Source organism: Streptomyces capitiformicae (assembly GCF_002214185.1).
Taxonomy (GTDB): domain Bacteria; phylum Actinomycetota; class Actinomycetes; order Streptomycetales; family Streptomycetaceae; genus Streptomyces; species Streptomyces capitiformicae.
In genome coordinates this window covers 1,983,159-2,006,171 of sequence record NZ_CP022161.1, presented here as the reverse complement: position 1 = coordinate 2,006,171, position 23,013 = coordinate 1,983,159, and the positions used below count along the sequence as shown (strand labels likewise).

At 69.7% G+C, this 23,013-nt stretch carries 21 protein-coding genes, 1 tRNA gene and 1 pseudogene; 16 read left to right on the top strand and 7 right to left on the bottom strand.

Going from position 1 to position 23,013, the window contains the following annotated elements; translation table 11 throughout:
- Window positions 1-2 precede the first annotated feature (2 nt).
- Window positions 3-1,688: a dynamin family protein gene (locus CES90_RS08850; protein ID WP_189781493.1), complete on the bottom strand. Its 1,686-nt coding sequence runs from the start codon at window positions 1,686-1,688 to the stop codon at window positions 3-5.
- Window positions 1,689-1,959: 271 nt separating this feature from the next.
- On the opposite strand from CES90_RS08850, the gene CES90_RS08845 reads away from it, so the two are divergent.
- The 6 genes and pseudogenes from CES90_RS08845 (at window position 1,960) to CES90_RS08825 (ending at window position 4,892) form a co-directional block, all read left to right on the top strand.
- A tRNA-Arg gene (locus CES90_RS08845) sits at window positions 1,960-2,032 on the top strand.
- 350 nt (window positions 2,033-2,382) lie between these two features.
- Window positions 2,383-2,625: pseudogene (locus tag CES90_RS49415) on the top strand (DNA polymerase III); the annotation flags it as partial.
- Between the two features lie 268 nt (window positions 2,626-2,893).
- A complete protein-coding gene (locus CES90_RS08840) occupies window positions 2,894-3,454 on the top strand; it encodes a DUF5994 family protein (protein ID WP_189781528.1) in 561 nt (186 codons plus the stop codon).
- Between the two features lie 21 nt (window positions 3,455-3,475).
- Window positions 3,476-3,706 carry a hypothetical protein gene (locus CES90_RS08835; protein WP_189781494.1) on the top strand — a complete coding sequence of 77 codons (231 nt, stop codon included), beginning with the start codon at window positions 3,476-3,478 and terminating at the stop codon, window positions 3,704-3,706.
- Between the two features lie 399 nt (window positions 3,707-4,105).
- Window positions 4,106-4,378 carry a hypothetical protein gene (locus CES90_RS08830; RefSeq protein WP_189781495.1) on the top strand — a complete coding sequence of 91 codons (273 nt, stop codon included), beginning with the start codon at window positions 4,106-4,108 and terminating at the stop codon, window positions 4,376-4,378.
- Window positions 4,379-4,724: 346 nt separating this feature from the next.
- Window positions 4,725-4,892 carry a hypothetical protein gene (locus CES90_RS08825; RefSeq protein ID WP_189781496.1) on the top strand — a complete coding sequence of 56 codons (168 nt, stop codon included), beginning with the start codon at window positions 4,725-4,727 and terminating at the stop codon, window positions 4,890-4,892.
- Window positions 4,893-5,006: 114 nt separating this feature from the next.
- Here CES90_RS08825 and CES90_RS08820 read toward each other — a convergent pair whose 3' ends face one another.
- From CES90_RS08820 to CES90_RS08810, 3 genes are all read right to left on the bottom strand, one after another.
- A complete protein-coding gene (locus CES90_RS08820) occupies window positions 5,007-5,360 on the bottom strand; it encodes an Ig-like domain-containing protein (protein WP_232791317.1) in 354 nt (117 codons plus the stop codon).
- Window positions 5,361-5,462: 102 nt separating this feature from the next.
- A complete protein-coding gene (locus tag CES90_RS08815; RefSeq protein ID WP_373313251.1) occupies window positions 5,463-6,374 on the bottom strand; it encodes a LacI family DNA-binding transcriptional regulator in 912 nt (303 codons plus the stop codon).
- Window positions 6,371-8,812, bottom strand: a complete 2,442-nt coding sequence (locus CES90_RS08810) for a SpoIIE family protein phosphatase (RefSeq protein ID WP_189780683.1) — start codon at window positions 8,810-8,812, stop codon at window positions 6,371-6,373. Before CES90_RS08810 ends, CES90_RS08815 begins: the two co-directional genes overlap by 4 nt.
- A gap of 289 nt (window positions 8,813-9,101) precedes the next feature.
- Between CES90_RS08810 and CES90_RS08805 the strand changes: the two genes are divergently transcribed.
- The 4 genes from CES90_RS08805 to CES90_RS08790 all read left to right on the top strand — a co-directional run bounded on the left by CES90_RS08805 (window position 9,102) and on the right by CES90_RS08790 (window position 14,488).
- Entirely contained in the window at window positions 9,102-11,174 is a 2,073-nt protein-coding gene (locus CES90_RS08805) for a glycoside hydrolase family 127 protein (RefSeq protein ID WP_189780682.1), read from the top strand.
- 70 nt (window positions 11,175-11,244) lie between these two features.
- Window positions 11,245-12,507, top strand: coding sequence for an ABC transporter substrate-binding protein (locus CES90_RS08800; RefSeq protein ID WP_208921411.1), 1,263 nt, complete (start codon window positions 11,245-11,247; stop codon window positions 12,505-12,507).
- Window positions 12,504-13,436, top strand: coding sequence for a carbohydrate ABC transporter permease (locus CES90_RS08795; RefSeq protein WP_189780680.1), 933 nt, complete (start codon window positions 12,504-12,506; stop codon window positions 13,434-13,436). Before CES90_RS08800 ends, CES90_RS08795 begins: the two co-directional genes overlap by 4 nt.
- A gap of 296 nt (window positions 13,437-13,732) precedes the next feature.
- Entirely contained in the window at window positions 13,733-14,488 is a 756-nt protein-coding gene (locus CES90_RS08790; protein ID WP_229913561.1) for a carbohydrate ABC transporter permease, read from the top strand.
- Here CES90_RS08790 and CES90_RS08785 read toward each other — a convergent pair.
- Window positions 14,452-14,745: a hypothetical protein gene (locus CES90_RS08785; protein ID WP_189780678.1), complete on the bottom strand. Its 294-nt coding sequence runs from the start codon at window positions 14,743-14,745 to the stop codon at window positions 14,452-14,454. The two genes, CES90_RS08790 and CES90_RS08785, sit on opposite strands and share 37 nt — an antisense overlap.
- 85 nt (window positions 14,746-14,830) lie before the next feature.
- On the opposite strand from CES90_RS08785, the gene miaB reads away from it, so the two are divergent.
- Window positions 14,831-16,363: a tRNA (N6-isopentenyl adenosine(37)-C2)-methylthiotransferase MiaB gene (gene miaB, locus CES90_RS08780; RefSeq protein WP_189780677.1), complete on the top strand. Its 1,533-nt coding sequence runs from the start codon at window positions 14,831-14,833 to the stop codon at window positions 16,361-16,363.
- Between the two features lie 153 nt (window positions 16,364-16,516).
- On the top strand, window positions 16,517-17,227 hold the full coding sequence (locus tag CES90_RS08775) for a class III extradiol dioxygenase subunit B-like domain-containing protein (protein WP_189780676.1): 711 nt from the start codon (window positions 16,517-16,519) through the stop codon (window positions 17,225-17,227).
- A 64-nt stretch (window positions 17,228-17,291) separates the two neighbouring features.
- Here the strand turns inward: CES90_RS08775 and CES90_RS08770 are convergent, their stop codons facing one another.
- Both CES90_RS08770 and CES90_RS08765 read right to left on the bottom strand, forming a co-directional pair.
- Window positions 17,292-17,567 (bottom strand): antitoxin, encoded by a 276-nt coding sequence (locus CES90_RS08770; protein WP_189780675.1) that lies wholly within the window; start codon window positions 17,565-17,567, stop codon window positions 17,292-17,294.
- A gap of 24 nt (window positions 17,568-17,591) precedes the next feature.
- Window positions 17,592-17,852 carry a hypothetical protein gene (locus CES90_RS08765; protein ID WP_189780674.1) on the bottom strand — a complete coding sequence of 87 codons (261 nt, stop codon included), beginning with the start codon at window positions 17,850-17,852 and terminating at the stop codon, window positions 17,592-17,594.
- A 180-nt stretch (window positions 17,853-18,032) separates the two neighbouring features.
- Here CES90_RS08765 and miaA point away from each other — a divergent pair, with 180 nt between their 5' ends.
- The 4 genes from miaA to CES90_RS08745 all read left to right on the top strand — a co-directional run bounded on the left by miaA (window position 18,033) and on the right by CES90_RS08745 (window position 23,011).
- Window positions 18,033-18,971, top strand: a complete 939-nt coding sequence (miaA, locus tag CES90_RS08760) for a tRNA (adenosine(37)-N6)-dimethylallyltransferase MiaA (RefSeq protein ID WP_189780673.1) — start codon at window positions 18,033-18,035, stop codon at window positions 18,969-18,971.
- Between the two features lie 108 nt (window positions 18,972-19,079).
- On the top strand, window positions 19,080-19,604 hold the full coding sequence (locus CES90_RS08755) for a hypothetical protein (protein WP_189780725.1): 525 nt from the start codon (window positions 19,080-19,082) through the stop codon (window positions 19,602-19,604).
- A 47-nt stretch (window positions 19,605-19,651) separates the two neighbouring features.
- Window positions 19,652-20,545, top strand: a complete 894-nt coding sequence (gene dapF / locus CES90_RS08750) for a diaminopimelate epimerase (protein ID WP_189780672.1) — start codon at window positions 19,652-19,654, stop codon at window positions 20,543-20,545.
- A 297-nt stretch (window positions 20,546-20,842) separates the two neighbouring features.
- On the top strand, window positions 20,843-23,011 hold the full coding sequence (locus CES90_RS08745; protein WP_189780671.1) for a RelA/SpoT family protein: 2,169 nt from the start codon (window positions 20,843-20,845) through the stop codon (window positions 23,009-23,011).
- Window positions 23,012-23,013: the final 2 nt, after the last annotated feature.

Here is a 23,013-nt window from a genome sequence, read left to right as displayed (position 1 = left end):
GGTCACCTCTCCTTCTGCAGTACGGACAGCGCGGCGATGAGTTCGGCCTGCGGCTCGGGGTGTACGTCGAGTGCGTCGAGGGGGGCGAGGCGGCGGTCGCGTTCGGTGTCGAGGGCCCGGTCGAGGTACTCGGTGAGCAGCCGCCCACCGCGGTCGCGCAGCCGGAGGGCTCCGTGCGCCCCGATACGTTCGGCGAGCCCCTCCCCCGCCGACCGGGCCCGGCGGCCACCGAGCAGGGCCGTGGCGACCAGGGCGGCAACGACCTCGGCGTCCGGCGCGACGCCCCGGTCGAGGCCGCGGACCTCTTCCTCGGCGTACTCCTCCAGGACGCGCCGCCAGCGTCGTACGGTCATCCCGATGCGGTGTTCGGCACTCTCGCCCGTCGCGTCACGTTCCGTCAGCCCGGCGGCCACCGCGGCCGGTTCGCGTCGCCAGGCCTCGGCGATCCGGTCGTCGGCGGCGGTGACGGCGCACAGCATGAGTGTGCCGAGACTCTCCACGAGGGCATCGAGCAGTTCACGGGCGGTGCAGTCGAGCGGATAGCTGCGCCACCGCTTGAGGGCGTCGCCGGCGAGCACGGCCCCCGACTGCAGTCGCCCCTTCACGCGCGCGTGCTCGTTGTCGTACGCCGTGTCGACGGCGGAGGTGAGCCGGAGTGCGGCGGAGTACTGCTGGGCCGCCGCGCCGGCCAGCTCGGGCATCCGGGACCGCAGCGAGTCGAGAACGCCGCGGGCGGTGCGGGCCATGGCCTGCTGCCGTGCCGCCGGGTCGGTCGCCTGCTGAATGAGCCAGGTCCGAAGCGGCGCGACGGCAGTGGCCGGAAGCAGCCCTCCGCCCCACGCGGACTCGGGCAGCTCGGGCACGGTGAACCGGGGTACGTCGCCGAGCCCGGCCTTGGTCAGCAGCGCCCCGTACTGCCGGGAGACCTCGGACACCACCTGGTGGGGCACCCGGTCGAGCACGGTGACCAGGGTCGCCCGGTTCTCCTTGGCGGTGCGCAGCAGATGCCAGGGCACGGCGTCGGCGTACCGGGCGGCGGTGGTGACCATGACCCAGATGTCGGCGGCGCAGATGAGTTCGGCGGCGAGGACGCGGTTCTCGGCGACCAGGGAGTCGACGTCGGGAGCGTCGAGGAGGGCGAGGCCGGACGGCAGGCTCTCGGTGGTCTCGATCCGCAGTACACGCTCGCCGTCCTTGCCCGCCCGACCTGCGATGCCCGGCGGAAATGACCTGCCCAGCTCATGATCCGGATCCTGGCCGGGTTCCCGCTGAGGCACCCACGCGCGTGTGAGGTTCGGCAGTACGCGCATGCCGCTGAACCAGTGGTGGTCCTCGGGATGACACACGAGTACGGGCGTCCGGGTGGTCGGCCGCAGCACACCGGCCTCACTGACCTTCCGCCCCACCAGGGAGTTGACCAGGGTGGACTTCCCGGCGCCGGTCGATCCGCCCACAACGGCCAGCAAGGGCGCTTCGGGTTGCCGCAACCGGGGCACCAAGTAGTCGTCGAGTTGCGCGAGCAGTTCGTCGCGGTTGGCACGCGCGCGCGGGGCCCCCGCCAGGGGGAGCGGGAAGCGCGCGGCGGCGACACGGTCGCGCAGGGCGGAGAGCGCGTCGAGCAGCTGAGGCCGTACGTCCAAGGTCACCACATGCGAAGAATGCCCAATTTTGTGGACTTTCTGAAGCATATAAGTACGTCTGCGCGCCGACAGGACACACGAGGCGCTGGGGACGGGAGGGGCCCAGGCATAACGAGTGCACAACACCCGAGGCTTCAGACGCCAAAAGAGGTGCACGATTCGTACCTGCCTGCGATTATCAGGACCGCTTCACCGAACCTCCACATTGAGCCACGGAGGCGAAGCAACAGGGACAAGGACTCGGGAGCCCTATCCTTGTCCCCGGCAACGTCACGGATCAGCCCACACCCGGGCACCAAGACAGAGGCCACCACACCCGGCCCCCGTAGCTCAGTGGATAGAGCAGGCGCCTTCTAAGCGCTTGGCCGCAGGTTCGAGTCCTGCCGGGGGCGCCCAGTCTCAGCCCTCCCATGGGGAGGGCGTTTTTGCCGGTCAGGGGCATTTATCGGGCTCGGCGGAACGACTTAGCGGGTGCCGATGAAAGCCCTGGCGAAGTCAGCGGGTGTCCGGCTGGAGACGATTTTGTCCGGCCCTCGGCGGGTGTTCTTCCCGAAAACTTCCCGAAGTTTCGGTGCGGTCTCTCCGCGGTCGACGCAAGACGACCACCTCGTCACGAACCTCCACACGACCCTCCACGCGACCCTCCAGATGAGGGCAAATCGGTATACAGGTTGAAGGAGAGCTGGATATCAGATCATCCTTGCCGCCATGAGTCGTCTCCGCCTCCTTCGATGTGCCCGCCATGGGCGACTACGCCTACGGCTGGGCCCTGGTCGATGTGGAGACCTCAGGACTCATTACCCGGCGAGATCGGGTGCCGTCCGTCTCGGTGATCACGATCGGTCCGGACGGCGAGCAGACCGGGGAGTTCTCGACACTGCTCAATCCGGGGTGCGATCCGGGGCCGGTTGAGGTGCACGGGCTGACCGTCGAGCGACTGCAGGGGGCGGGGATGGTGACGGCCGCGAGGATCGCCGCGAGAATCCGGTGCCCCGCGCCGAACGCGGGACCTCGTCCTCTCGGTCGTCCTCTCACCGTAAGTCGTGCGCTGCCGCACCCGCTGCGCTCGCCGGCGGTGCCGGACTCGTTGCCTCTCGGTAAAGTGCCTGCTCACGAGCGCGCCCCCGGGCCTCGGCAGCGGCGTAGAGTGAAAGGCACCGGGAGCACTTCGCACACCGGCTGCCATGTCGGTGTCGTTCCCGGCGAGCAACAACACCGGCCTCCCAGAGGAGGTCCGGGGACAGGTCCGCGTCATGACCGCGACCATCGAACCTACGATCTTCAAAGAGCGTCTGCCTTCGGCGTCGGCCCGGCTGTCCCTGGCCCCGACCGGCTCGGTTCCAGGTCTTGTGGACGGTGCCTGGTGGCCCCGCTCCCGTGATCTCCTCCGGGAGATCCCCACTCTGACGAACGCCCTGGACGCGTGCTGGGGCCGGATCACCCACGTCACCGTGAACCCGGCCCACTGGCCCGTCATCCCGCGCAAGGTCCCCGTCACGGGGCACACGGTGCATGTCGGCTGGTTCGCCGACGAGCAGGACCCGAACAAAGTGATCCTCCTCTCCTACACGGTGGGCCGTCTGGACCTGCTGGTGATCCCTCCGGAGACGGAGCCGGCCGCCGCCGCCCGGCTGATGGCAGCAGCAACCGTTCCAGGAGGTATCCGCACCGCCAGCGGTCTGATGGCCGACGAGGCCATCAGTCACGACGCGGCGGAGACTCGGAGCCGGGAAGAGGAATGGGAGACCGACGGCGGAGCCGCTGCGGCGCCCGGAGCCTCGATCGGGATCTTGAGTTCCGCCCTGTGGAGGTGAGGATCCTGTGGAGGTGAGGATGTGGAGACAGCCGTCACCGTCGCCGTGATCATCTTCGTGATCATCGTGGGAATGTTCCTGATCCACCGGCTCAACGCGCAGCATGACGAGAGGATCGGGGCGTTCCGCTACAGCGACGTCCTACCGGGAATCGGCCGGCGGACCCGGACCCGTAAGAGCTCACGTGCGACCGCGCCGAAGGGTCCTCCTGCCGACGCCACCCGCCGTGAGCGTCAAGACGGGAGCCGCTGACGACGCAGACCTGGTTCCAGCCGGGGAGGGTATCCGGGGTGGGTATGGGGCGGGGCGTCGGCCGTCACGCCGACCGACACGTCGCCCCTGACGCACGTCGTCCTGTATGACCAAAAGGGGTCACCATGAAGTCACCGGAACTGCCCTCGGCCGGGCACGCGGAGGTTCGTATCGTCGCCGCGGACCCGGAGGCGGCGACGGCGGAAGACGCCTCCGCCTCACCGTGGACACCACGCGCATGGCGGAGCCGGTCCGCTCCTGGCTGCTGACCAGCCAGTCCTCCCGGGACGCTCACACACAGCCGGACGAAATCCGAGGAGATGCCCCTCAGCGGGGGAAGGTGGATACCGCCCCAGACGTACGGGTTTCCGTCGGTGCCGGCACGAGAGGCAGGCGACCATGGCGACACTGCACGAGCGGCAGCACTACCGCGAGGCGATCATGAAGACCCTGTACGAGGCCGTCGAAGGCAATCGCCTCCTCGGCCTCACCGGGGCGCAATTGCGCGAGGACCTCGCCATGCCCGAGGAGGACCTGGCCGCCGCCTGCACGTACCTCGCGGCCGAAGGGCTGATCCAGGTCGACTGGGCGAGAGGAAACACACCCGCGATGGTCACACTGAAGCACAAGGGGATCCAGCTCATGGAGACCGAGGAGAAGGACAGCGACTGACACGGCCCAGGCCGCCCTCAGGGCTCCGGCCGATCACATGGAGACGTGTCCTCCCATATGACCGAAATGGCCTCTCGGGCATACCCTGGTGTGTGGGTCGGCGCACTCTCACGTGCAACGACCCGGAAGGGCGGCCCCGGTGTGTATACGCCGGGGCCGTTGCGTCACCGGCACCTGCCACAGGGAGAAGGTGTGATCCACTCGGCCGATCTCCGCGAGTGACGCAACTGCGTCGTCGTTGACCCGAAGGGTCGAGAGGTCAGCACGTCGTCTACGTGGACGGCGGACAGCGAGCGACTGACGCGACTGGACCGGACTGGCCCGCCGCTGACGCCGGGAGGCTGACGTGGTGCTGTTTCTTCTGCTGCTCATCGTGGCGGTTGCGCTCGGCGTCATCGGGGCGCTCGGCAGGGACACGCTCTACCTGCTGATCATCGGGGTGATGGTGCTCATCGCCGATCTTGTCCTCCTCAGAACGCGGATGGGGCGCGGCCGCAGACACCGCGTCCGGTAGGGCGGTCCGGCCGGCCACCCGACCTGCCCTTCTGCATGGGGTACCACCGTCTCCTGGCGCCGCACCCGGCATCGCTCGCATGCCACTTGCCTGAGCGACGTCGGGCAATCGCCGTTAGCGTGAAGGAAGGGGCACGACAGGCCGCCTGCGCCTCGGAAAGAGGTGACCGAAGATGACCGATACCGGACTGCCGAACCGGACCGAGACCCCTCGCGCGGGATCATTGGGCGAGCGCGGCGGGAACAGGGCAGGGGTGCCGCACACAGCGCGTCCGGCCGCCGTTCCCGCCACGGTGAACGTCCCTGGCTGCGCGTACTTCTCGGCCGGTACGGCCTCCCAGGTGACCGGCATGTCGCGGTCGAAGCCGTCGGAGAAGGAGGAGCGGACGGCGGCGGGCAGGGACGGGGCGGTCCCGGTGGTGGTACGGACCTCGAAGGACGTCCGCGAGAGCTCCTGGACGGTCGGCACCTCTCCGACCGTACCGGCGCTGAGTGCCGCGTGCCACACGGGGAAGTCGCCGATCGCGCGTTGACCTTGTGGCAGGCGGCAGCCCGTCGCCGCTGTGACGGTTCAGAACGCGGCGTCCGATACCGAGCGGCAGAGGCTGGTGCTGGAGCGGATGGTGATCAGCGGTCTCAGCAGAACGCTCCGGGGAGGGGCGCCGGGGGATTTCAGCCGCTCCATCAACAGCTCGACAGCGATCCGGCCGATCTCGTCGACCGGTTGCTCGGCCGCAGTGAGCGGCGGGGTCACCGCTGTCGTCACGGAGGGAACGGCCGTCAGACCGACGACCGAGAAGTCCCGCGGTACGACCCGCCCCGCGCGCGTCAGGCCGCGGTACAGGCCGGCCACGGATGCCTCGCTCAGCGTCGCCACCGCCGTGGTGGCCGGGTTGTCCCGCAGGATCTGTTCGATGCACGCCTCGCCGGCGGCCGTGTCGTCGCCGCAGAAGTACGCGCGCCCGGTGAGCCCCAGTTCCTCGATGCCCTTGTTGAACCCGTCGAGTGCGCGGTGCGCGGATTCGTATCCCGTCCGGAAGAACTGCTCCGACCGGTTGACGAAGGCGATGGTGGTGTGGCCCATGTCGGCCAGGTGCCGCACGCAGTTGCGGCCGAGCGCCACCCAGTCCAGATCCACCCACCAGGCGTCCTCGATACCCGGCCGTCCGATCGTGACGAAGGGAAACCCCAGCTCGGTGAGGTGGTCGACCCGTGAGTCCACCAGTTTGATCTCCATCAGGATGATGCCGTCCACCCGGCCTCCGGCCAGCAGCCGCTGGAACGGCGGGTCGCCCCTCTCCCTGCCGGTGGTGAGCAGGATGTCGTAGTCGTAGCCCTGGGCCGCTTCGGCCACCCGGCCGAAGAAATCAAGCTGCATCCCCGTGTAGTGGTCGTTGGCGGGAGGGAAGACCATGCCGAGCGCGCGGGTCCGGTCGACGGTCGGCAAAGCGTGCGCATCAGCGCCCAGGTCCCCCTTCTTCACAGGTCGGCCCACCACGGGTCGTCCGGCAGGGGCTGCTCGGCCCAGATGGTCTTGCCGATTCCGGCGTGGCGGGTCCCCCAGCCCTGGGTGACCTGGGCGACCAGGAGGAGACCGCGGCCTCCCTCGTCGAAGGTGCGGGCACGGCGCAGATGGGGAGCGGTGTTGCTGCCGTCGGACACCTCACAGATCAGGGTGCGGTCGCGGATCAGCCGTAGCTGGATCGGGGGTGCGCCGTACCGGATCGCGTTGGTGACCAGCTCGCTGACCACCAGCTCGGTGACGAACGAGGCCGCCTCCAGCCCCCAGGCCGCCAACTGACGGGTGGCCTGTGCCCGCGCGTCCGCGACGACCTCGGGATCGACGGGCAGACCCCAGGTGGCGACCTGGTCGGAGTGCAGGGCGCGGGTGCGTGCGACCAGCACGGCGACATCGTCCGAGGGGCGCTCGGGCAACATGGCGGCGATCAGCCTGTCGCAGGTCTCCTCCAGGGAGGAGGAGGCGGCGGTCAGGACGTCGCGCAACCGGGCGAAGCCCGTGTCCAGATCCTGGTTGTGGGAGTGGACCAGCCCATCGGTGTGCAGGACGATCAGACTGCTCTCGGGCAGTTCCAGTTCCGTGGCCTCGAAGGGCACGCCGCCCACGCCCAGCGGGGGCCCGGGGGTGAGACCGAGGGTGGCGACCGTGCCGTTGGGGTAGAGGACGCTGGGCGGGGGATGGCCGGCGCTGGCGAGGACGCAGTGCCGGGACACAGGGTCGTAGACGGCGTACAGGCAGGTGGCGCCGAACTCCCCGGGCAACCCGGCCGAGCCCATGCCGTCGTCACTGGCGAGATGGGTGACCAGGTCGTCGACGTGGGTGAGGAGTTCGTCGGGCGGCAGGTCGACGTCGGCGAGGGTCCGTACGGCCGTACGCAGCCGTCCCATGGCGGCGGAGGCATGGACGCCATGTCCGGCCACATCGCCGACGACCAGGGCGACCCGGGTGCCGGACAGCGGGATGACGTCGAACCAGTCGCCGCCGACCCCGCTCTCGGAGCTGGCCGGCAGGTAGCGGAAGGCGGCCTCGACCGCGGCCTGCTGGGGTAGTACCTGCGGCAGCAGGCTGCGCTGCATGGTGAGGGCGGTGGCGTGCTCGCGGGTGTAGCGCCGGGCATTGTCCATGCTCACGGCGGCCCGGCCGGCCAGCTCCTCGACGAGAAGCAGGTCGTCCTGCTGGAAGGCACCCGGGCGGGTCCAGCGCCAGAGTACGGCCACGCCGAGCACGATGCCGCGGGCGCGCAGCGGTACTGCCATGCCCGAGTGGATGCCGTCGCGGTGGACGCCGGCGCTTCTGGTCTCGTCGCCCTCGATCCAGCGGACGAAGCCGGGGTCGTCGAGCCCGCTCAGCAGGGGGCGTCCGGCGGCGAGGCAGCGGGCCGGGGGAGAGAACGGCGGGTAACTGTCGACCGCGCCCACTTCGACGGCGAGTTCGGGGACGCCCTCGATGGCGGATCGGGCCGCGGCCCTGCGCAGCAGCACGGGCTCGCCGGCCTTCTGAGGCATCGGCTCCTCTCCCGCGAGGACCGAATCGAAGAGCTCCACGGTGACGAAGTCGGCAAGCTGTGGGACTACCACGTCGGCCAGTTCCCGAGCGGTGCGGCCCACGTCCAGGGTGGCGCCGATCAGTGCGCCGGCCTGGTTCAGCAGGGCCAGCCGCTGGTGGGCTCCGTGCTGCGCGCTGTTGTCGAACGCGGCGGTACCGACTCCGCACACCCGGCCGGAGGAATCCTTGACCGGCCACATCTCGACGCTCCAGGCACGGTCACCGATGTAGCCGTCGTAGCGTGCCGGTGATCCGGTCTCGGAGACCTGGCGCAGCTGCCTCAGCCAGGCCCCGTCGGCGCCGTCCGGGAGAACATCGGCGTAGGACCGTCCGCGCAGCTGCGCCGCCCCGGTGCCCATCATGTCGCCGAGGAGGCTGTTGACCTGCTGGTACCGCAGCTTCGCGTCGAAGGTGGCGACGGCGACCGACGCCTGGGCGAAGGTCGGCTCCAGCATCGCCCCGTCGGACCTGCCCGCGGCCCCGGCTCCGTTCTCGGACGGGCGCGGGGAGACGGTCACGGTCACGACGGACCACCCGTGGGCCTTGCCCTGACCGTCCAGGGACGGACAGGCGCGCAGATCGGCGTCGAGCCGGCGGCCGTCCCGATGGCGGACCGCCACGGGCCCGCTCCATGCCTCACCCGCGGCGAGGGCGCCCCAGGCCGGGTGGGAGGCGTCCACGGCGAGCAGCTCGGTGAGAGTGTGGCCGACGACCTCGGGGGAGTGGCCGAGCAGATGCTCGGCATCGTCGCTCCAGCCCAGCACTCTGCCGTGCGCGCTGACGACGATCGTGGCCAGGTCGGCCGGAGGCCGGTGGTCATGGGGGCTCTCGTGTACAGCGCTGCCACGCTGTGCCATGGTCGCTCACCCCGCAACCCTCACTCCGCTTGATGTTCACCATACCTGCGTATGTCGGACATGCCAGTGAAGTGCCGTGTGACCGGTTCATGCTGTATGTCAGTTCGTGCTGCTCGACGGTCTCCGTCGCGAACCGTGGGGCGGTCGGGAGTGGCGTGGCGTTTCGACCTGGGTGCATGGCTGCCCGGCTGCCTGACTGTCGCAAAGGTCGGACGTTCGTGGTTCGGCCTTCGCGTGCAGCGTGGCAGCGCGATGTACCCCTTGATTCCCTATAGTCCCGATATGGGATATGTCCATTTTAGAGGGAAGTGTGCCCGTGTCCTCTTCTCCCGCAGCCTCGCGGCCCGTCAGTACGCGGCTGTCAGGGCCGGTCCGGCCCAGCGACCGGGCCCGGATCGCGCTCCGGCCTGCCGAGGTCGCCCGGATCACCGGAGGCTTCTGGCATGAGCGCCGACGCGTCAATGCGGAGACAAGCATCCCCCAGGGGCCGGCCCTGCTGGAATCCGCCGGCAATCTGCACAATCTGCGGTTGGCCGCCGGGACCGCGGACGGCGCGTACCGGGGTGCGCTGCCCTTTCTGGACAGCGACGTGACCAAGTGGCTGGAGGCCGCCTCCTGGCAGCTGGGCGACCCCGACACACCGAATCGCCGCACCCTGTCCGGGGCCGTGGACAGGGTGATCAGGCTGCTCGCCGAGGCCCAGCAGGACGACGGCTATCTGCAGACCTGGTACCAGGTGGCCAAGCCCGGTCCGCGGTTCGCCGAACTGCTCCGGGGCCACGAGCTGTACTGCGCCGGCCACCTCTTCCAGGCCGCCGTCGCCCACCACCGCAGCACCGGACGCGAGGATCTACTCACCGTCGCCCGCCGCTTCGCCGACCACATCGACGGCACCTTCGGCCCTGGCAAACCCGTCGACGGCATCTGCGGGCACCCCGAGATCGAAACCGCCCTCGTGGAGCTCTACCGCGAGACCGGTGAGCGCCGCTACCTGGACCTCGCCGGATACTTCATCGACCGGCGCGGCCACGGCCTGCTGGATGAGGACGACCCCCGCGGCCTTGCCCCGGGCCCCGACCACTGCCAGGACCACGTCCCCGTGCGGGAAGCCAAGACGGTGACCGGCCACGCCGTACGCCAGCTCTATCTGCTGGCCGGTGCCACCGATGTGGCGGCCGAGACGGGCGAACCGGAACTGCGCGCGGCGATGGAACGACTGTGGGAGGCGATGACCACCACCAAGACGTATCTCACGGGTGGCGTGGGAGCGCACCACCGATGGGAGGACTTCGGCGATCCCTATGAACTGCCCAATGAGCGCGCGTACTGCGAGACCTGCGCGGCCATCGCCTCGATCCAGTGGAGTTGGCGGATGGCTCTGCTCACCGGTCAGGCCCGTTACTCGGACCTGATCGAGCGGACGCTCTACAACGGCGTTCTCCCCGGAGTCTCGCTGGACGGCCGGGGCTGGCTCTACACCAACCCCCTCCAGGTGCGCGACGGCTACGAGTACCACGGCGAGGACCAGGGAGCCCGCCGGGCCCCTTGGTTCACCTGCGCCTGCTGTCCGCCGAACGTCATGCGGCTGCTCGCCAGCCTGCCCCACTATGTCGCCAGCACGGACGCGGACGGTCTGCAGCTGCACCAGTACGCCGACGGATCCTACGGCGGGTCCACCGCCGACGGGCGAGTCATGGTCCGGGTGGACACCGGCTATCCCTGGCAGGGCCGTATCACGGTGACCGTCGACGAGGCGGGCACAGGGGAGTGGACCCTCTCGCTACGCGTGCCGCAGTGGTGCCGGGAGTACGCGGTGACGCCTACCGCCGACGACTCCGTGGACTCCCCGAGCGCCGGTGGGGCCCGAGAGCCGGCGCAGCAGGACGGCTGGCTGCGGATCCGCCGCACCTGGCGGCCTGGCAACACGGTCGTCCTGGACCTCGGGATTCAGCCGCGACTGACCGCGGCCCACCCCAGGGTCGACGCGGTCCGCGGCTGTGTGGCCCTGGAGCGCGGCCCCCTCGTCTACTGCCTGGAGCAGGCGGATCAGCCGGGCGCCCCCCGTCTGGACGACGTCCTGCTCGACACCACCGCCGGGCTGACCACCAGGCACCGCCCCGGTCTGCTGGGAGGGATCACCACCTTGGTCGGCTCCGGACTGCTGCGTGGGCCCGGGCCCGCCCCGGCGGCCTGGTGGCCCTACCGCTCGGTGCCGAGCGGCACACCGGACGCGGACCGGGCACCGCACGACACACGGGCCTGGAACGGAGCGGCCGTCCCCGTCGAACTGACCGCCATTCCCTACTACGCCTGGGCCAACCGCCACCGGGGCAGCATGCGCGTCTGGCTGCCTACCTGCTGAATTCCCCCCATGCGAGCCTGCTCCTAGGACGGAAGCCATGAGAATCAGAGCGAAGACCGTAGGTGCGCTGATGACGTCAGTCCTTCTGCTGGCCGGAGGCTGTGGAACCGGCGCGCAGTCGTCGGCCTCGGCCACGGACGCCACCATCAGTCTGTGGACCCGTGACACCCAGAAGGAGTTCATCAACCTGGTCGCGGACGCCTGGAACGAGAGCCATGACACCAAGGTGGAGGTGACCCTCGTCCCGGCGGCCGACTTCATCCAGAAGCTCGCCACCTCGGCCACGTCCGGCAACGCACCCGATGTCGCCTCCATCGACCTGGTGTATCTGCCGTACTTCGCCTCCACCGGAACGCTCGAGGACATCACGGAGCTGGCGGACGACCTGCCGTACAAGGACAGCCTGAGCCCGTCCCACCGCGCGCTCGCCACCTACAACGAGCGCACCTACGCTCTGCCGTTCAGCGGTGAGGCCTCGGTGCTCATCTACAACAAGTCGCTGTTCAAAGCCGCCGGCCTCGACCCGGAGAAGCCCCCGAAGAACTACGCGGAGATCATTTCCGCTGCCAACAAGATCAGCGATCTGGGGCCGGACATCCACGGATTCGCCATCGCCGGGCAGTGCGGCGGCTGCAACGTCTTCGAGTTCACCCCGCATGTGTGGGCCAGCGGCGGCGAGGTGCTCTCCGAAGACGGCTCACAGGCCCGGTTCGACTCCCAGGAGGTCACCGACGCCCTGACCTTCTACCGCCGGCTGTACACCGACGGCACGATGCCGGCGCAGTCCCGGACGGACAACGGCACCCATCAGCCCGCGGTGTTCCAGACCGGCAGGGTGGGCATGGTGCCGCTCGGCGCCTTCTACACCCAGGTCCTCAAGCAGGACTCGGACGTCGACTTCGGTGTCGCCCCCCTGCCCGGCAAGAACGGCGGCTGGTCCTCCTTCGCGGGCGGTGACGAGATCGCTGTCATGAAGAACGGCGAGAACAAGAAGGGGGCGCGTGACTTCGTCACCTGGGCCACCGGTGAGCAGGCCCAGAAGGTGCTCGCCGACAACAGCATCACGCCCGTGCGCAATGATCTGACCGACGAGATCTACGTCCCGCTCGATCCCCGCAACAAGCTGTTCGCCGAGGCCATGGAGAAGGGGCGCACGCCGTACAGCACCGTCGAACACCAACTGTTCAACGACCCCAACGGACCCTGGATCCAGATGATCAACAAGGCCGTCTTCGGCGGTGACATCGCCGCGGCTCAGAAGGAGGGACAGGAGGCGGCCCAGGCCATCATCGACAGAGCGCCGCAGGGCACGAACGCCCGGGGCAACAGATGACGCCTCCCACCGGCCTCGGCCGTGGTGCCGCACCGAGACGGACGCCGGCCCGGGCCGGCGTCCGTCTGGCCGGGGCCGCCCTCACGGCCCCGGCTCTGGCGATGATCGCCGTCTTCTTCTACGTGCCGCTCGTGACGATGCTGTGGATGACACTGCACGACTGGCCGCTGCTGGGAGAGCGCCGCTTCGTCGGACTGCGGAACTACCGTGACGCCCTGGACGACGTCGCGTTCCGCAACGCCGTGCTCTTCACCTTCGAGTACACACTGATCAGCACGCCGGTGCTGCTTGTGTTGGCGCTCGCGCTCGCCCTGCTGGTCAGGAGGAGCGGCCACGCGGCCCGCTTCTTCCAGGGTTTGTACTTCATGCCGGTGGTGATCGGTCTCGCAGCGGGATCCTTTCTCTGGCTGTTCCTGTTCCAGTCCGACATCGGACCCGTCAGCCACCTCGCCGACCGCCTGGGCCTCACGAGCCGCAACACCGACTGGTTCGCCGACAAGACCTCCGCTCTGCTCGTGGTCATCGCCATGGTGACCTGGAAGGTCGTCGGGCTGCAGATGCTCCTGCTGCTGGCCGGGCTGCAGGCGATCCCGGCCGAAGTGGAGGAGGCCGCCCGGGTCGACGGTGCGAACAAGTGGCAGACCCTCCGCCACATCACGCTGCCGCTGCTGCGCCCCACACTGGCCCTGGTCCTGGTCTTCTCCGTGGCCGGCTCGCTGCTCGCCTTCGACCAGTTCTTCATCATGACCAGCGGCGGCCCCACCAACTCGACCATCACGGCGGTGTACGAGATCTACCGCACGTCCTTCATCCAGTTCAAGCTGGGACTCGGCGCCACCTTCTCCGCCCTGCTCATGATCGTTCTCGTGCTGGTCAGCGCACTGCAGCTGTATCTGCTCCGCTCGTCCGAACCCGGATCCGAACCCTGACCGAACCCTGACCGAACTCCGACCGAACCCTGACCGAACTCCGACCGAACGCCGAGACGACCTGAGTCGATGCGAGCGAACATGCGCAGTGAGGCAGTATGAGCGGCCGCAGGCATGACCAGAACCCGCCGGAGCATGCGGAGCACGAGGAGAGCCTGGCGGATGCGGCCCCGCGGTCACATCCGAGAGCGGCTCCGGAGCGGTTGCCCGCCGCCATCCGGCGGTCGCTGCCACGGGCGGCCTGGTGGGCGGTCTGCACCAGTCTGGCTGTACTGTTCCTGTATCCGCTGTATGTGATGATCACGTACAGTTTCAAGTCTCCGAGCGAGGCGGTCGCGGCACCTCCCACCCTCTACCCGCACGATCCGTCCCTGGAGCACTACCGGGCACTTGCCGGTAACGGGGGGATCGACGTTCTGGACAACGTCCGCAACAGCGTGGTGGTCTCACTGGGTACCACACTGGCGACGCTGGTCCTCAGCATTCTCGCGGGTTACGGCTTCGCACGGCTGCGCTTCCCCGGCAGCAACGTCCTCTTCTTCGCCACCCTCGTCACCTTCATGGTCCCGTTCCAGGCTCTCGTCACCCCTCTCTACCTGCTCCTCGACGAGTTCGGGCTGCTGAACTCGCTGCTGGGACTCACCCTCGTCTACACCACGTTCCAGCTCCCCTTCGGGCTGTTCCTGATGCGCAACTCCTTCGCGGCGGTCCCCCGCAGTCTGGAGGAAGCCGCACGGATCGATGGCTGTGGCCATCTTCAGACGCTGGTCCGGGTGATGCTGCCGGTAGCCGTACCGGGAGTGATCGCCACCGGCCTGCTGGCGTACTTCACCGCCTGGAACGAGTTCTTCGCTGCGCTCATCTTCGTCAACGAGCAGGAGCGATTCACCCTCCCGGTGACCCTGAGCGTGATCGCCGCCGGGGCGCTCGGCAGCCGCAACTGGGGAGTCCTGCAAGCCGGCGTCACGGTGACCATCATCCCCTGCGTGATCATCTACGTGCTGCTGGAGAAGTACTACGTCGGCGGACTGCTCAGCACCCTGAAGAAGTGAACTCCGGACGACTCCCCGGCGCGCGGTCCGCGGATCAATGGTGTCGGCCTGGCCGACCTGAACCGTGATCCTTGTGCTCCAGAACGGCTGAGGCGGGGGAAGCCAACCAGGTTCCCGGTCGGCCAGGCAGCGGCCGACTCCGCCGGGGAGCCGCGTCCGGTGCGCCGGACCAGCCGCGTCAGCCCCTGTTCCACGATCTTCTCGCCGTAGGCGAGGACCAGGGCGATCTGCCGGTCGGCCGCGTCGTCACTCACCATGCGTACCACCCGAGCAGTGCCCGGCGTCCGCTGCCACAAGTGAGGGGAGGCATGGGCTCTCTGGGGGAGCGCCTACCCTTGAGCCATGACCAGCAGCAGCGACCGGAGCCCGGCAGTGGACGTTCGATCATCTAAAACCTATGAAGTCCGAACCTACGGGTGCCAGATGAACGTCCACGACTCCGAGCGCTTGTCCGGTCTCCTCGAAGAGGCCGGTTACGTGCGCGCACCCGTGGACGCCGGCGAGGGCAACGCCGACGTCGTCGTCTTCAACACCTGCGCCGTACGCGAGAACGCCGACAACCGTCTCTACGGCAACCTCGGCCGCCTCGCCCCCATGAAGGCCTCCCGCCCCGGCATGCAGATCGCCGTCGGCGGCTGTCTGGCACAGAAGGACCGGGACACCATCGTCAAGAAGGCGCCCTGGGTGGACGTCGTCTTCGGTACGCACAACATCGGCAAGCTGCCGGTCCTGCTGGAGCGCGCCCGTGTCCAGGACGAGGCACAGGTCGAGATCGCCGAGGCCCTCGAAGCCTTCCCCTCCACCCTGCCGACCCGGCGTGAGAGCGCCTATGCGGCCTGGGTCTCGATCTCCGTCGGCTGCAACAACACCTGCACGTTCTGCATCGTTCCCGCGCTGCGCGGCAAGGAGAAGGACCGCCGGACCGGCGACATCCTCGCCGAGATCGAGGCCCTGGTCGGCGAGGGCGTCTCCGAGATCACGCTGCTCGGCCAGAACGTGAACGCGTACGGCAGCGACATGGGCGACCGCCAGGCGTTCAGCAAGCTGCTGCGGGCCTGCGGGACCATCGACGGCCTGGAGCGGGTCCGCTTCACCTCCCCGCACCCGCGCGACTTCACCGACGACGTGATCGCCGCCATGGCGGAGACGCCGAACGTGATGCCGCAGCTGCACATGCCGCTCCAGTCCGGCTCGGACACGGTCCTGAAGGCGATGCGCCGCTCGTACCGCCAGGAGCGCTACCTGGGGATCATCGAGAAGGTGCGCGCCGCCATCCCGCACGCCGCGATCACCACCGACATCATCGTGGGCTTCCCCGGCGAGACCGAGGAGGACTTCGAGCAGACGATGCACGTGGTCCGTGAGGCCCGCTTCGCGCAGGCGTTCACCTTCCAGTACTCCAAGCGCCCCGGTACGCCGGCCGCGACCATGGAGAACCAGATCCCCAAGCAGGTCGTCCAGGCCCGCTACGAGCGTCTCGTCGCCCTCCAGGAGGAGATCTCCTGGGACGAGAACAAGAAGCAGGTCGGCCGCACCGTGGAGCTGATGGTCGCCGAGGGCGAGGGCCGCAAGGACGGTGCCACCCGCCGCCTGTCGGGCCGCGCCCCCGACAACCGCCTGGTCCACTTCACCAAGCCCGACCAGGAGGTACGCCCCGGTGACGTCGTGACCGTCGAGATCACGTACGCCGCCCCGCACCACCTGCTCGCCGAGGGCGCCGTCCTGGACGTGCGCCGCACGCGCGCGGGCGACGCCTGGGAGAAGCGGAACGCCGCGCCTGCGGAGAAGCCGGCGGGGGTCATGCTGGGGCTGCCGAAAATCGGTGTGCCGGAGCCGCTGCCGGTGGCGACGACGGGTGGCTGCGGCGGTCACTGATGTTCCGGCAGCGGCTGTCGGTCGCGGCTCGAACTCGGTCCCAGGAGTGATGCGCGGGCTGCGGGTGCGCGGGGGCTGATCGCGCAGTTCCACGCCTCCCCTGACGGGGCGTGGTTGCGGCCTGCGTCAGCTGTGGACGTTAGCCTGCGCCTTATGCTCGTCGCCGCCGCCGTCTGTCCCTGTGCGCCGCTGCTCGTGCCCGAGGTCGCCGCTGGGGCGGCGCCCGAGCTGGACGCGGCGCGCGACGCCTGCACGGATGTGCTCGGAGTGCTCGCCGCCGCCCGGCCGGACCGGCTGGTGGTCGTGGGCCCCGCCGAGCACGACCGTCCTTGTCCGCAGGGCTCGCGCGGCTCGTTCCAGGGCTTCGGCGTGGATCTCGACGTGCGCTTGGGGCGCGACGGCGGCACGGTGTCCCAGGAAGCCCGGCTGCCCGCCTCTCTCGCCGTCGCCGCCTGGCTGCTGGACCGTACCGGCTGGGCCGACGCCCCCATGGAAGGGCTCGGTGTGGCGGAACCGCTCGCCGTCGAGCGGTGTATCCACATCGGACAGGACATCGCCGGGTCGGCCGAGCGGGTGGTCCTGCTGGTGATGGGCGACGCCAGCGCGTGCCGCACGCTGAAGGCCCCGGGATACCTGGACGACCGCGCGGCCGGCTTCGACGCGGTGGTCGCGCGTGCGCTCGCCGACGCGGACACCGCGGCCCTGAAGGCGCTGGACACCGGGCTCGCACGCGAGCTGAAGGCCTCCGGCCGCGCCCCCTGGCAGATCCTGGCCGGTGCCGCCGAGGGTGCCGACCTGAGCGGCAGCCTCCTGTACGACGACGCGCCGTACGGGGTGGGCTATCTGGTGGCCACCTGGTCGTAGGCCGAACACGGCGGGCGGCCGGGAGCCCGAAGTGCTCCGCGGCCGTCCGCCGATGTGCGGGTGTTCAGGAAGCCGGAGGCGGTGGTGTGGCCCCGCCGGCCGGAGGCGGAGACATCGAGCCGCCGTCGTCGTCCTTGTGCGCGAGTCGGTCCATGGCGTGCTTCGCCTTGCCCGTGCCCGACTGGATCCTGTCGCTGTACTTGCCCTTGGTCTTCTTGTCGACCGCATGCGCGGTCCTGTCGAGACCGTGCTGGATCTTGTCCTCGTGCTTCTGTGCGAGGTGCGAGACCTTGTCCTTGGCCGGGGAGAGTTTGGATTTCACGTTATCCAGAAGACCCATGGTTCACCTTCCCGCGCGGGTCACTCACGTGCGGGCGCCCTCACTGGCCTCGTTGTCGGCGGCCTGCTCGGCGGTCTGCTGCTTGGGGATCTCCGCCTCGTCCGCCGTGCCGGTCCCTTCCGTCTCGGCGTCGGTCACCGTGTCCTTGGCCTCGCCCTCGGGCCGGGCCTCGTCCTCGGTCTGGTCGGCCCCTTTCGCCTCGGTTGCGGCAGCCGTCGCGGTGGCCGTCTCGGCCGTCTCCTCCGCGCCCTTCGCCTTCCGACGGAACAGTGAAAAAACGCCCATATCAACCTCAATGCTACTCATGCGGGTTAAGTCCCGCGCTTCCCGGAGCGTCGGATTGCGTCAGCCGGGTCACCGGCACTCGGAACCGGCGCATCGAACTCGCAACACGCAACGACCCCGGCCGCGTCGCGTCACGTAGCTCGTTCGAGAACAGGCCCCGACATTTGCGAGACTGGGGCAGTGAGTAGCGCAGTCCCCGCCCCGCGGGTCATCGCCGTCGTCGGCCCCACCGCGGCGGGCAAGTCCGATCTGGGTGTGTTCCTGGCCCAGCGCCTCGGCGGCGAGGTCGTCAACGCCGATTCCATGCAGCTCTACCGGGGCATGGACATCGGCACCGCCAAGCTGACCCTCGAGGAGCGCGACGGAGTCCCGCATCACCTCCTGGACATCTGGGACGTCACGGTCACCGCCAGCGTCGCCGAGTACCAGCGGCTGGCCAGGGCGCGCATCGACGCCCTGCTCGCCGAGGGCCGCTGGCCGATCCTGGTGGGCGGCTCCGGGCTGTACGTCCGCGGGGCCGTCGACAACCTGGAGTTTCCCGGCACCGACCCCGAGATCCGTGCCCGTCTGGAGGAGGAGCTCACCCTGCGCGGCTCCGGCGCGCTGCACGCCCGGCTCGCCGCCGCCGACCCCGAGGCCGCGCACGCGATCCTGCCGAGCAACGGCCGCCGCATCGTCCGGGCTCTCGAAGTGATCGAGATCACCGGAAAACCCTTCACCGCCAACCTCCCGGGGCACGACTCGGTCTACGACACCGTCCAGATCGGCGTCGACGTGGCGCGCCCCGAACTCGACGAGCGCATCACCCGCCGGGTCGACCGCATGTGGGACGCCGGGCTCGTCGAAGAAGTGCGCGCACTGGAGGCGCAGGGGTTGCGCGAGGGGCGTACGGCGTCGCGTGCGCTCGGCTACCAGCAGGTCCTCGCGGCGCTCGCCGGGCACTGCACCATGGACGAGGCGCGGACCGAGACCGTACGTGCCACCAAGCGCTTCGCGCGCCGCCAGGATTCATGGTTCAGGCGCGACCCGCGGGTGCATTGGCTCAAGGGGGGTGTCGCGGACCTGACGGAACTCCCGCGGCTCGCCCTGGCGCTGATCGAACGACCGGTTACAGCCTGATCACGTCATGGCATCGGGTCGCCCCGGCGGTCATCCCGGCCATCGGGGGCGTGCCATCATCGAGCTTCGATCGACCAAGTGGAGTCCGAGTTGGGAGGGCGCGTGGCGATGGAGGCCGGCCCTCGCGACACCGCACAAGGCACGGAGCACGGCACCGCGGAGGACAGGGAACAGCTGGTTACCGAGGGGTACGCACTGGACTCCGACGGCGAACCGCTGAGCCCGGACGGGCCCGACGACCAGGCTCCCGGCGGTGTGACCGACGACGGACCGGAACCGGACGAGATGTCCGCACCGGAGGTCGAGGTCGAACTGCGCCCCCAGCGCAGACTGCGTCTGTGGCAGCTCGCTCCCATCGTGGGTCTCGCCGCGGTCGGCTCCCTGATGTTCGCCTTCCCGCTCGCCTTCGAGTTCGGTGACGGCGGCGCCGTGGTCGCCATGCTCGGCCTGCTGATCTGCTCCACCTCCGCCGGCTGGGGCATGATGGCCGCCCGCAAGGTCGGCCACACCTGGCCGGGCCTGCCCCAGCGGGGATCCGGACGCCGCCCCGACTGGCGCGTCGTACTGGCCTACGCACTGGTCGTCGCCGCCGTGGCCGTACTGGCCGTATGGCGTGTGGCCCGCCTCCGCTGAGTTCCCGGCGCGGACGCGGTGTCGTAGCGAGACCGTACGATCGAGGAATGAGCACGCGGATCGCCTTCCTCAAGGGCCACGGAACCGAGAACGACTTCGTGATCGTCCCGGACCCCGACAACGTCATCGACCTGTCCCCGGCCGCCGTCGCCGCGCTGTGCGACCGGCGCGCGGGCATCGGAGGCGACGGCGTGCTGCATGTCGTACGGTCGGCCGCGCACCCGGAGGCCAAGGAGCTGGCGGCCGAGGCGGAGTGGTTCATGGACTACCGCAACGGCGACGGGTCGATCGCGGAGATGTGCGGCAACGGCGTCCGGGTCTTCGCCCGCTACCTCCAGCACGCCGGTCATGTCGCCGAGGGCGACCTCACCGTCGCCACGCGCGGGGGCGTCAAGCGCGTCCACATCGCCAAGGCCGCATCCGTCAGCGGCTCCGCCGCAGGTGACATCACCGTCGGCATGGGCAGGGCGCGCCTCCCCGAAGGGGACGTCACGGTGAGCGTCGGCGAGCACAGCTGGCCCGCGCGCAACGTGAACATGGGCAACCCGCACGCGGTCGCCTTCGTCGACGACCTCGCCGACGCCGGCGATCTGTACGCGGCGCCGCCCTTCAGCCCCGCCTCCGCCTACCCGGACGGGGTCAACGTCGAGTTCGTCGTCGACCGCGGCCCGCGCCATGTGGCGATGCGGGTCCACGAGCGCGGCTCCGGAGAGACCCGCTCCTGCGGCACGGGCGCGTGTGCCGTCGCCGTGGCCACCGCCCGCCGTGACGGCACCGATCCGGCCGTGACGGGCACCCCGTCGACGTACACCGTCGATGTGCCCGGCGGAACCCTGGTGATCACCGAACGGCCTGACGGCGAGATCGAGATGACAGGTCCCGCGGTGATCGTCGCCGAAGGCGAGATCGACGCCAAGTGGCTGGAAAGCGCCGCGGGTTGACCTGCCGTCAGGCTTGACATGGCGGCGTATAGACCTCGGGTGCCGCATGTATCCAAGCCCGACCGCCGTTCAGGGGTTCGAATCCATGGTGCGCACCTGGTCGGGTGGCTCGAAACCGTAAAGGCCAGAACCTTCGCTCGAATGGGTGATCCGTTTCACGCTCGGCGAGAGGCGGTCGGACGGGCGTGGTGGGCTCGGTAGCATCAAGCACCGGCACGGACGGGGGAACGACACGATCCCTGAGCCGCCGCACGCCTTGGGATACCCGTCCGCCGGTCCACGCAGCCGGAGGTGCCCATGAGCGCGGAGGCCACGAACCCCGCCGTATCGCCCGCCCCTGCGCCGCCCACAGCGCACCGCAGGAAGGGCCGACCTCGTATCGACCTGCGCCGTCTGGGCCGCGCCGCACTCCTGGGCCCGACCACCCGTGACCGGTTGCCCGACGCGATCAGCCATGTCGTCGAGGCCCACCGCGCCCACCACCCCGACGCCGATCTGGATCCGCTGCGCCGGGCGTACGTTCTCGCCGAGTCCTCGCATCGCGGTCAGATGCGCAAGAGCGGTGAGCCGTACATCACACACCCGCTCGCCGTGACGCTGATCCTCGCCGAACTCGGCGCGGAGACAACGACCCTGACGGCCTCTCTGCTCCACGACACCGTCGAGGACACGGACGTGACGCTCGATCAGGTGCGCGAGCAGTTCGGCGAGGAGGTGCGTTATCTCGTCGACGGTGTCACGAAGTTGGAGAAGGTGGACTACGGGGCCGCCGCCGAGCCCGAGACCTTCCGCAAGATGCTCGTCGCCACCGGCAACGACGTCCGCGTGATGTCGATCAAACTTGCCGACCGGCTGCACAACATGCGCACCCTCGGCGTGATGCGCCCCGAGAAGCAGGAACGCATCGCCAAGGTCACCAGGGACGTGCTGATCCCGCTCGCCGAACGGCTCGGCGTCCAGGCGCTCAAGACCGAACTGGAGGACCTCGTCTTCGCGATCCTCCACCCCGAGGAGTACGAGCACACCCGCGAACTCATCGTCGACAACGCCGCGCAGGACACCGACCCGCTCGCCGAGATCTCCGACGAGGTGCGCGGGGTCCTGCGCGAGGCCGGCATCCAGGCCGAAGTCCTCATAAGACCACGGCACTTCGTCTCGCTGCACCGGGTCTCCCGCAAACGCGGCCAGTTGCGCGGCGTCGACTTCGGCCGCCTCCTGGTCCTCGTCAACGAGGACGCCGACTGCTACGCCGTCCTCGGCGAGCTGCACACCTGCATGACGCCGGTCGTCTCGGAGTTCAAGGACTTCATCGCCGTACCGAAGTTCAACCTGTACCAGTCGCTGCACACGGCCGTCGCCCGTGAGGACGGCCAGGTCGCCGAAGTCCTCATCCGTACGCACCAGATGCACAAGGTCGCCGAGGCCGGCGTCGTCGCGCTCGGCAATCCGTACGCTCCTCCTTCGGAGGAGCAGGCGGACGGGGAGCGGGTCGGCGGCGAGGGCGAGCGCGTCGACCCCACGCGCCCCGGCTGGCTCTCCCGGCTCCTCGACTGGCAGCAGGCCGCGCCGGACGCCGACATGTTCTGGTCCACCCTGCGTGAGGACCTCGCCCAGGACCGTGAGATCACCGTCTTTCGGCCCGACGGGGGCACGTTGGGGCTCCCCGAGGGCGCCAGTTGCGTGGACGCCGCGTACGCGCAGTACGGCGAGGACGCGCACGCCTGCATCGGAGCCCGCGTCAACGGCCGCCTGGCGACCCTGAGTACGGTCCTGAAGGACGGCGACACCGTTCAGCTCCTCATGGGCCAGGACCCGGCCTCGGAGCCCTCCAGGGAGTGGCTGGAGCACGCCCGCACGCCCGGCGCGCGCATCGCCATCCAGCGCTGGCTCGCCACCCACCCCTCGCCCGCCGCCGACGAGCAGGAGGCGCCGGGCGGCGAGTTCAAGGACGAGGCGCCGGCCCCCCGCCCCGCCCCCGACGAGCCCACCACTTTCTCCGGCGCCGTGAACGCCGTGGTCGTGGCCGGCCGACCCGAGGCGAACGTACGCCTCGCCGGCTGCTGTACGCCCGTACCACCCGACGAGGTGACCGGGTTCGCCGTCCGCGGGGGAGTGGTGACCGTGCACCGCGTCGAGTGTGCCGCCGTGGCACGCATGAAAGGCCTGGGGCGCGCTGCGGTCGGTGTGCGCTGGGGGGACACCACCGAGTTCCGGGTCACCCTCGTCGCCGAGTCCTTCCAACGGCCCCATCTGCTCGCCGATCTCACCGAGGCCATCGCCCTGGAGGGCGTCGCCATCGTCTCCGCCACCGTCGAGCCCCCGACCCAGCAGCGCGTCCGGCACACCTACACCCTGCAACTCCCGGACGCGGCACACCTCCCGGGCCTGATGCGGGCCATGCGGAACGTGCCGGGTGTGTACGACGTGGGACGCGCGCAGCACCAGGCGGCGGCCGCGGCACAGTGACG

What these genes read in the sequence shown, in the direction of transcription:
- CES90_RS08755 (WP_189780725.1), top strand. Translation starts at nt 19,080, where the DNA reads ATGGAGGCCGGCCCTCGCGACACCGCACAAGGCACGGAGCACGGCACC.
- CES90_RS08810 (WP_189780683.1), bottom strand. Translation starts at nt 8,812, where the DNA reads ATGGCACAGCGTGGCAGCGCTGTACACGAGAGCCCCCATGACCACCGG.
- miaB (WP_189780677.1), top strand. Translation starts at nt 14,831, where the DNA reads ATGACCAGCAGCAGCGACCGGAGCCCGGCAGTGGACGTTCGATCATCT.
- CES90_RS08775 (WP_189780676.1), top strand. Translation starts at nt 16,517, where the DNA reads ATGCTCGTCGCCGCCGCCGTCTGTCCCTGTGCGCCGCTGCTCGTGCCC.
- CES90_RS08850 (WP_189781493.1), bottom strand. Translation starts at nt 1,688, where the DNA reads ATGCTTCAGAAAGTCCACAAAATTGGGCATTCTTCGCATGTGGTGACC.
- CES90_RS08800 (WP_208921411.1), top strand. Translation starts at nt 11,245, where the DNA reads ATGACGTCAGTCCTTCTGCTGGCCGGAGGCTGTGGAACCGGCGCGCAG.
- CES90_RS08790 (WP_229913561.1), top strand. Translation starts at nt 13,733, where the DNA reads ATGATCACGTACAGTTTCAAGTCTCCGAGCGAGGCGGTCGCGGCACCT.
- CES90_RS08795 (WP_189780680.1), top strand. Translation starts at nt 12,504, where the DNA reads ATGACGCCTCCCACCGGCCTCGGCCGTGGTGCCGCACCGAGACGGACG.
- CES90_RS08805 (WP_189780682.1), top strand. Translation starts at nt 9,102, where the DNA reads ATGTCCATTTTAGAGGGAAGTGTGCCCGTGTCCTCTTCTCCCGCAGCC.
- CES90_RS08840 (WP_189781528.1), top strand. Translation starts at nt 2,894, where the DNA reads ATGACCGCGACCATCGAACCTACGATCTTCAAAGAGCGTCTGCCTTCG.
- dapF (WP_189780672.1), top strand. Translation starts at nt 19,652, where the DNA reads ATGAGCACGCGGATCGCCTTCCTCAAGGGCCACGGAACCGAGAACGAC.
- CES90_RS08765 (WP_189780674.1), bottom strand. Translation starts at nt 17,852, where the DNA reads ATGGGCGTTTTTTCACTGTTCCGTCGGAAGGCGAAGGGCGCGGAGGAG.
- CES90_RS08785 (WP_189780678.1), bottom strand. Translation starts at nt 14,745, where the DNA reads ATGGTGAGTGACGACGCGGCCGACCGGCAGATCGCCCTGGTCCTCGCC.
- CES90_RS08745 (WP_189780671.1), top strand. Translation starts at nt 20,843, where the DNA reads ATGAGCGCGGAGGCCACGAACCCCGCCGTATCGCCCGCCCCTGCGCCG.
- CES90_RS08830 (WP_189781495.1), top strand. Translation starts at nt 4,106, where the DNA reads ATGGCGACACTGCACGAGCGGCAGCACTACCGCGAGGCGATCATGAAG.
- CES90_RS08770 (WP_189780675.1), bottom strand. Translation starts at nt 17,567, where the DNA reads ATGGGTCTTCTGGATAACGTGAAATCCAAACTCTCCCCGGCCAAGGAC.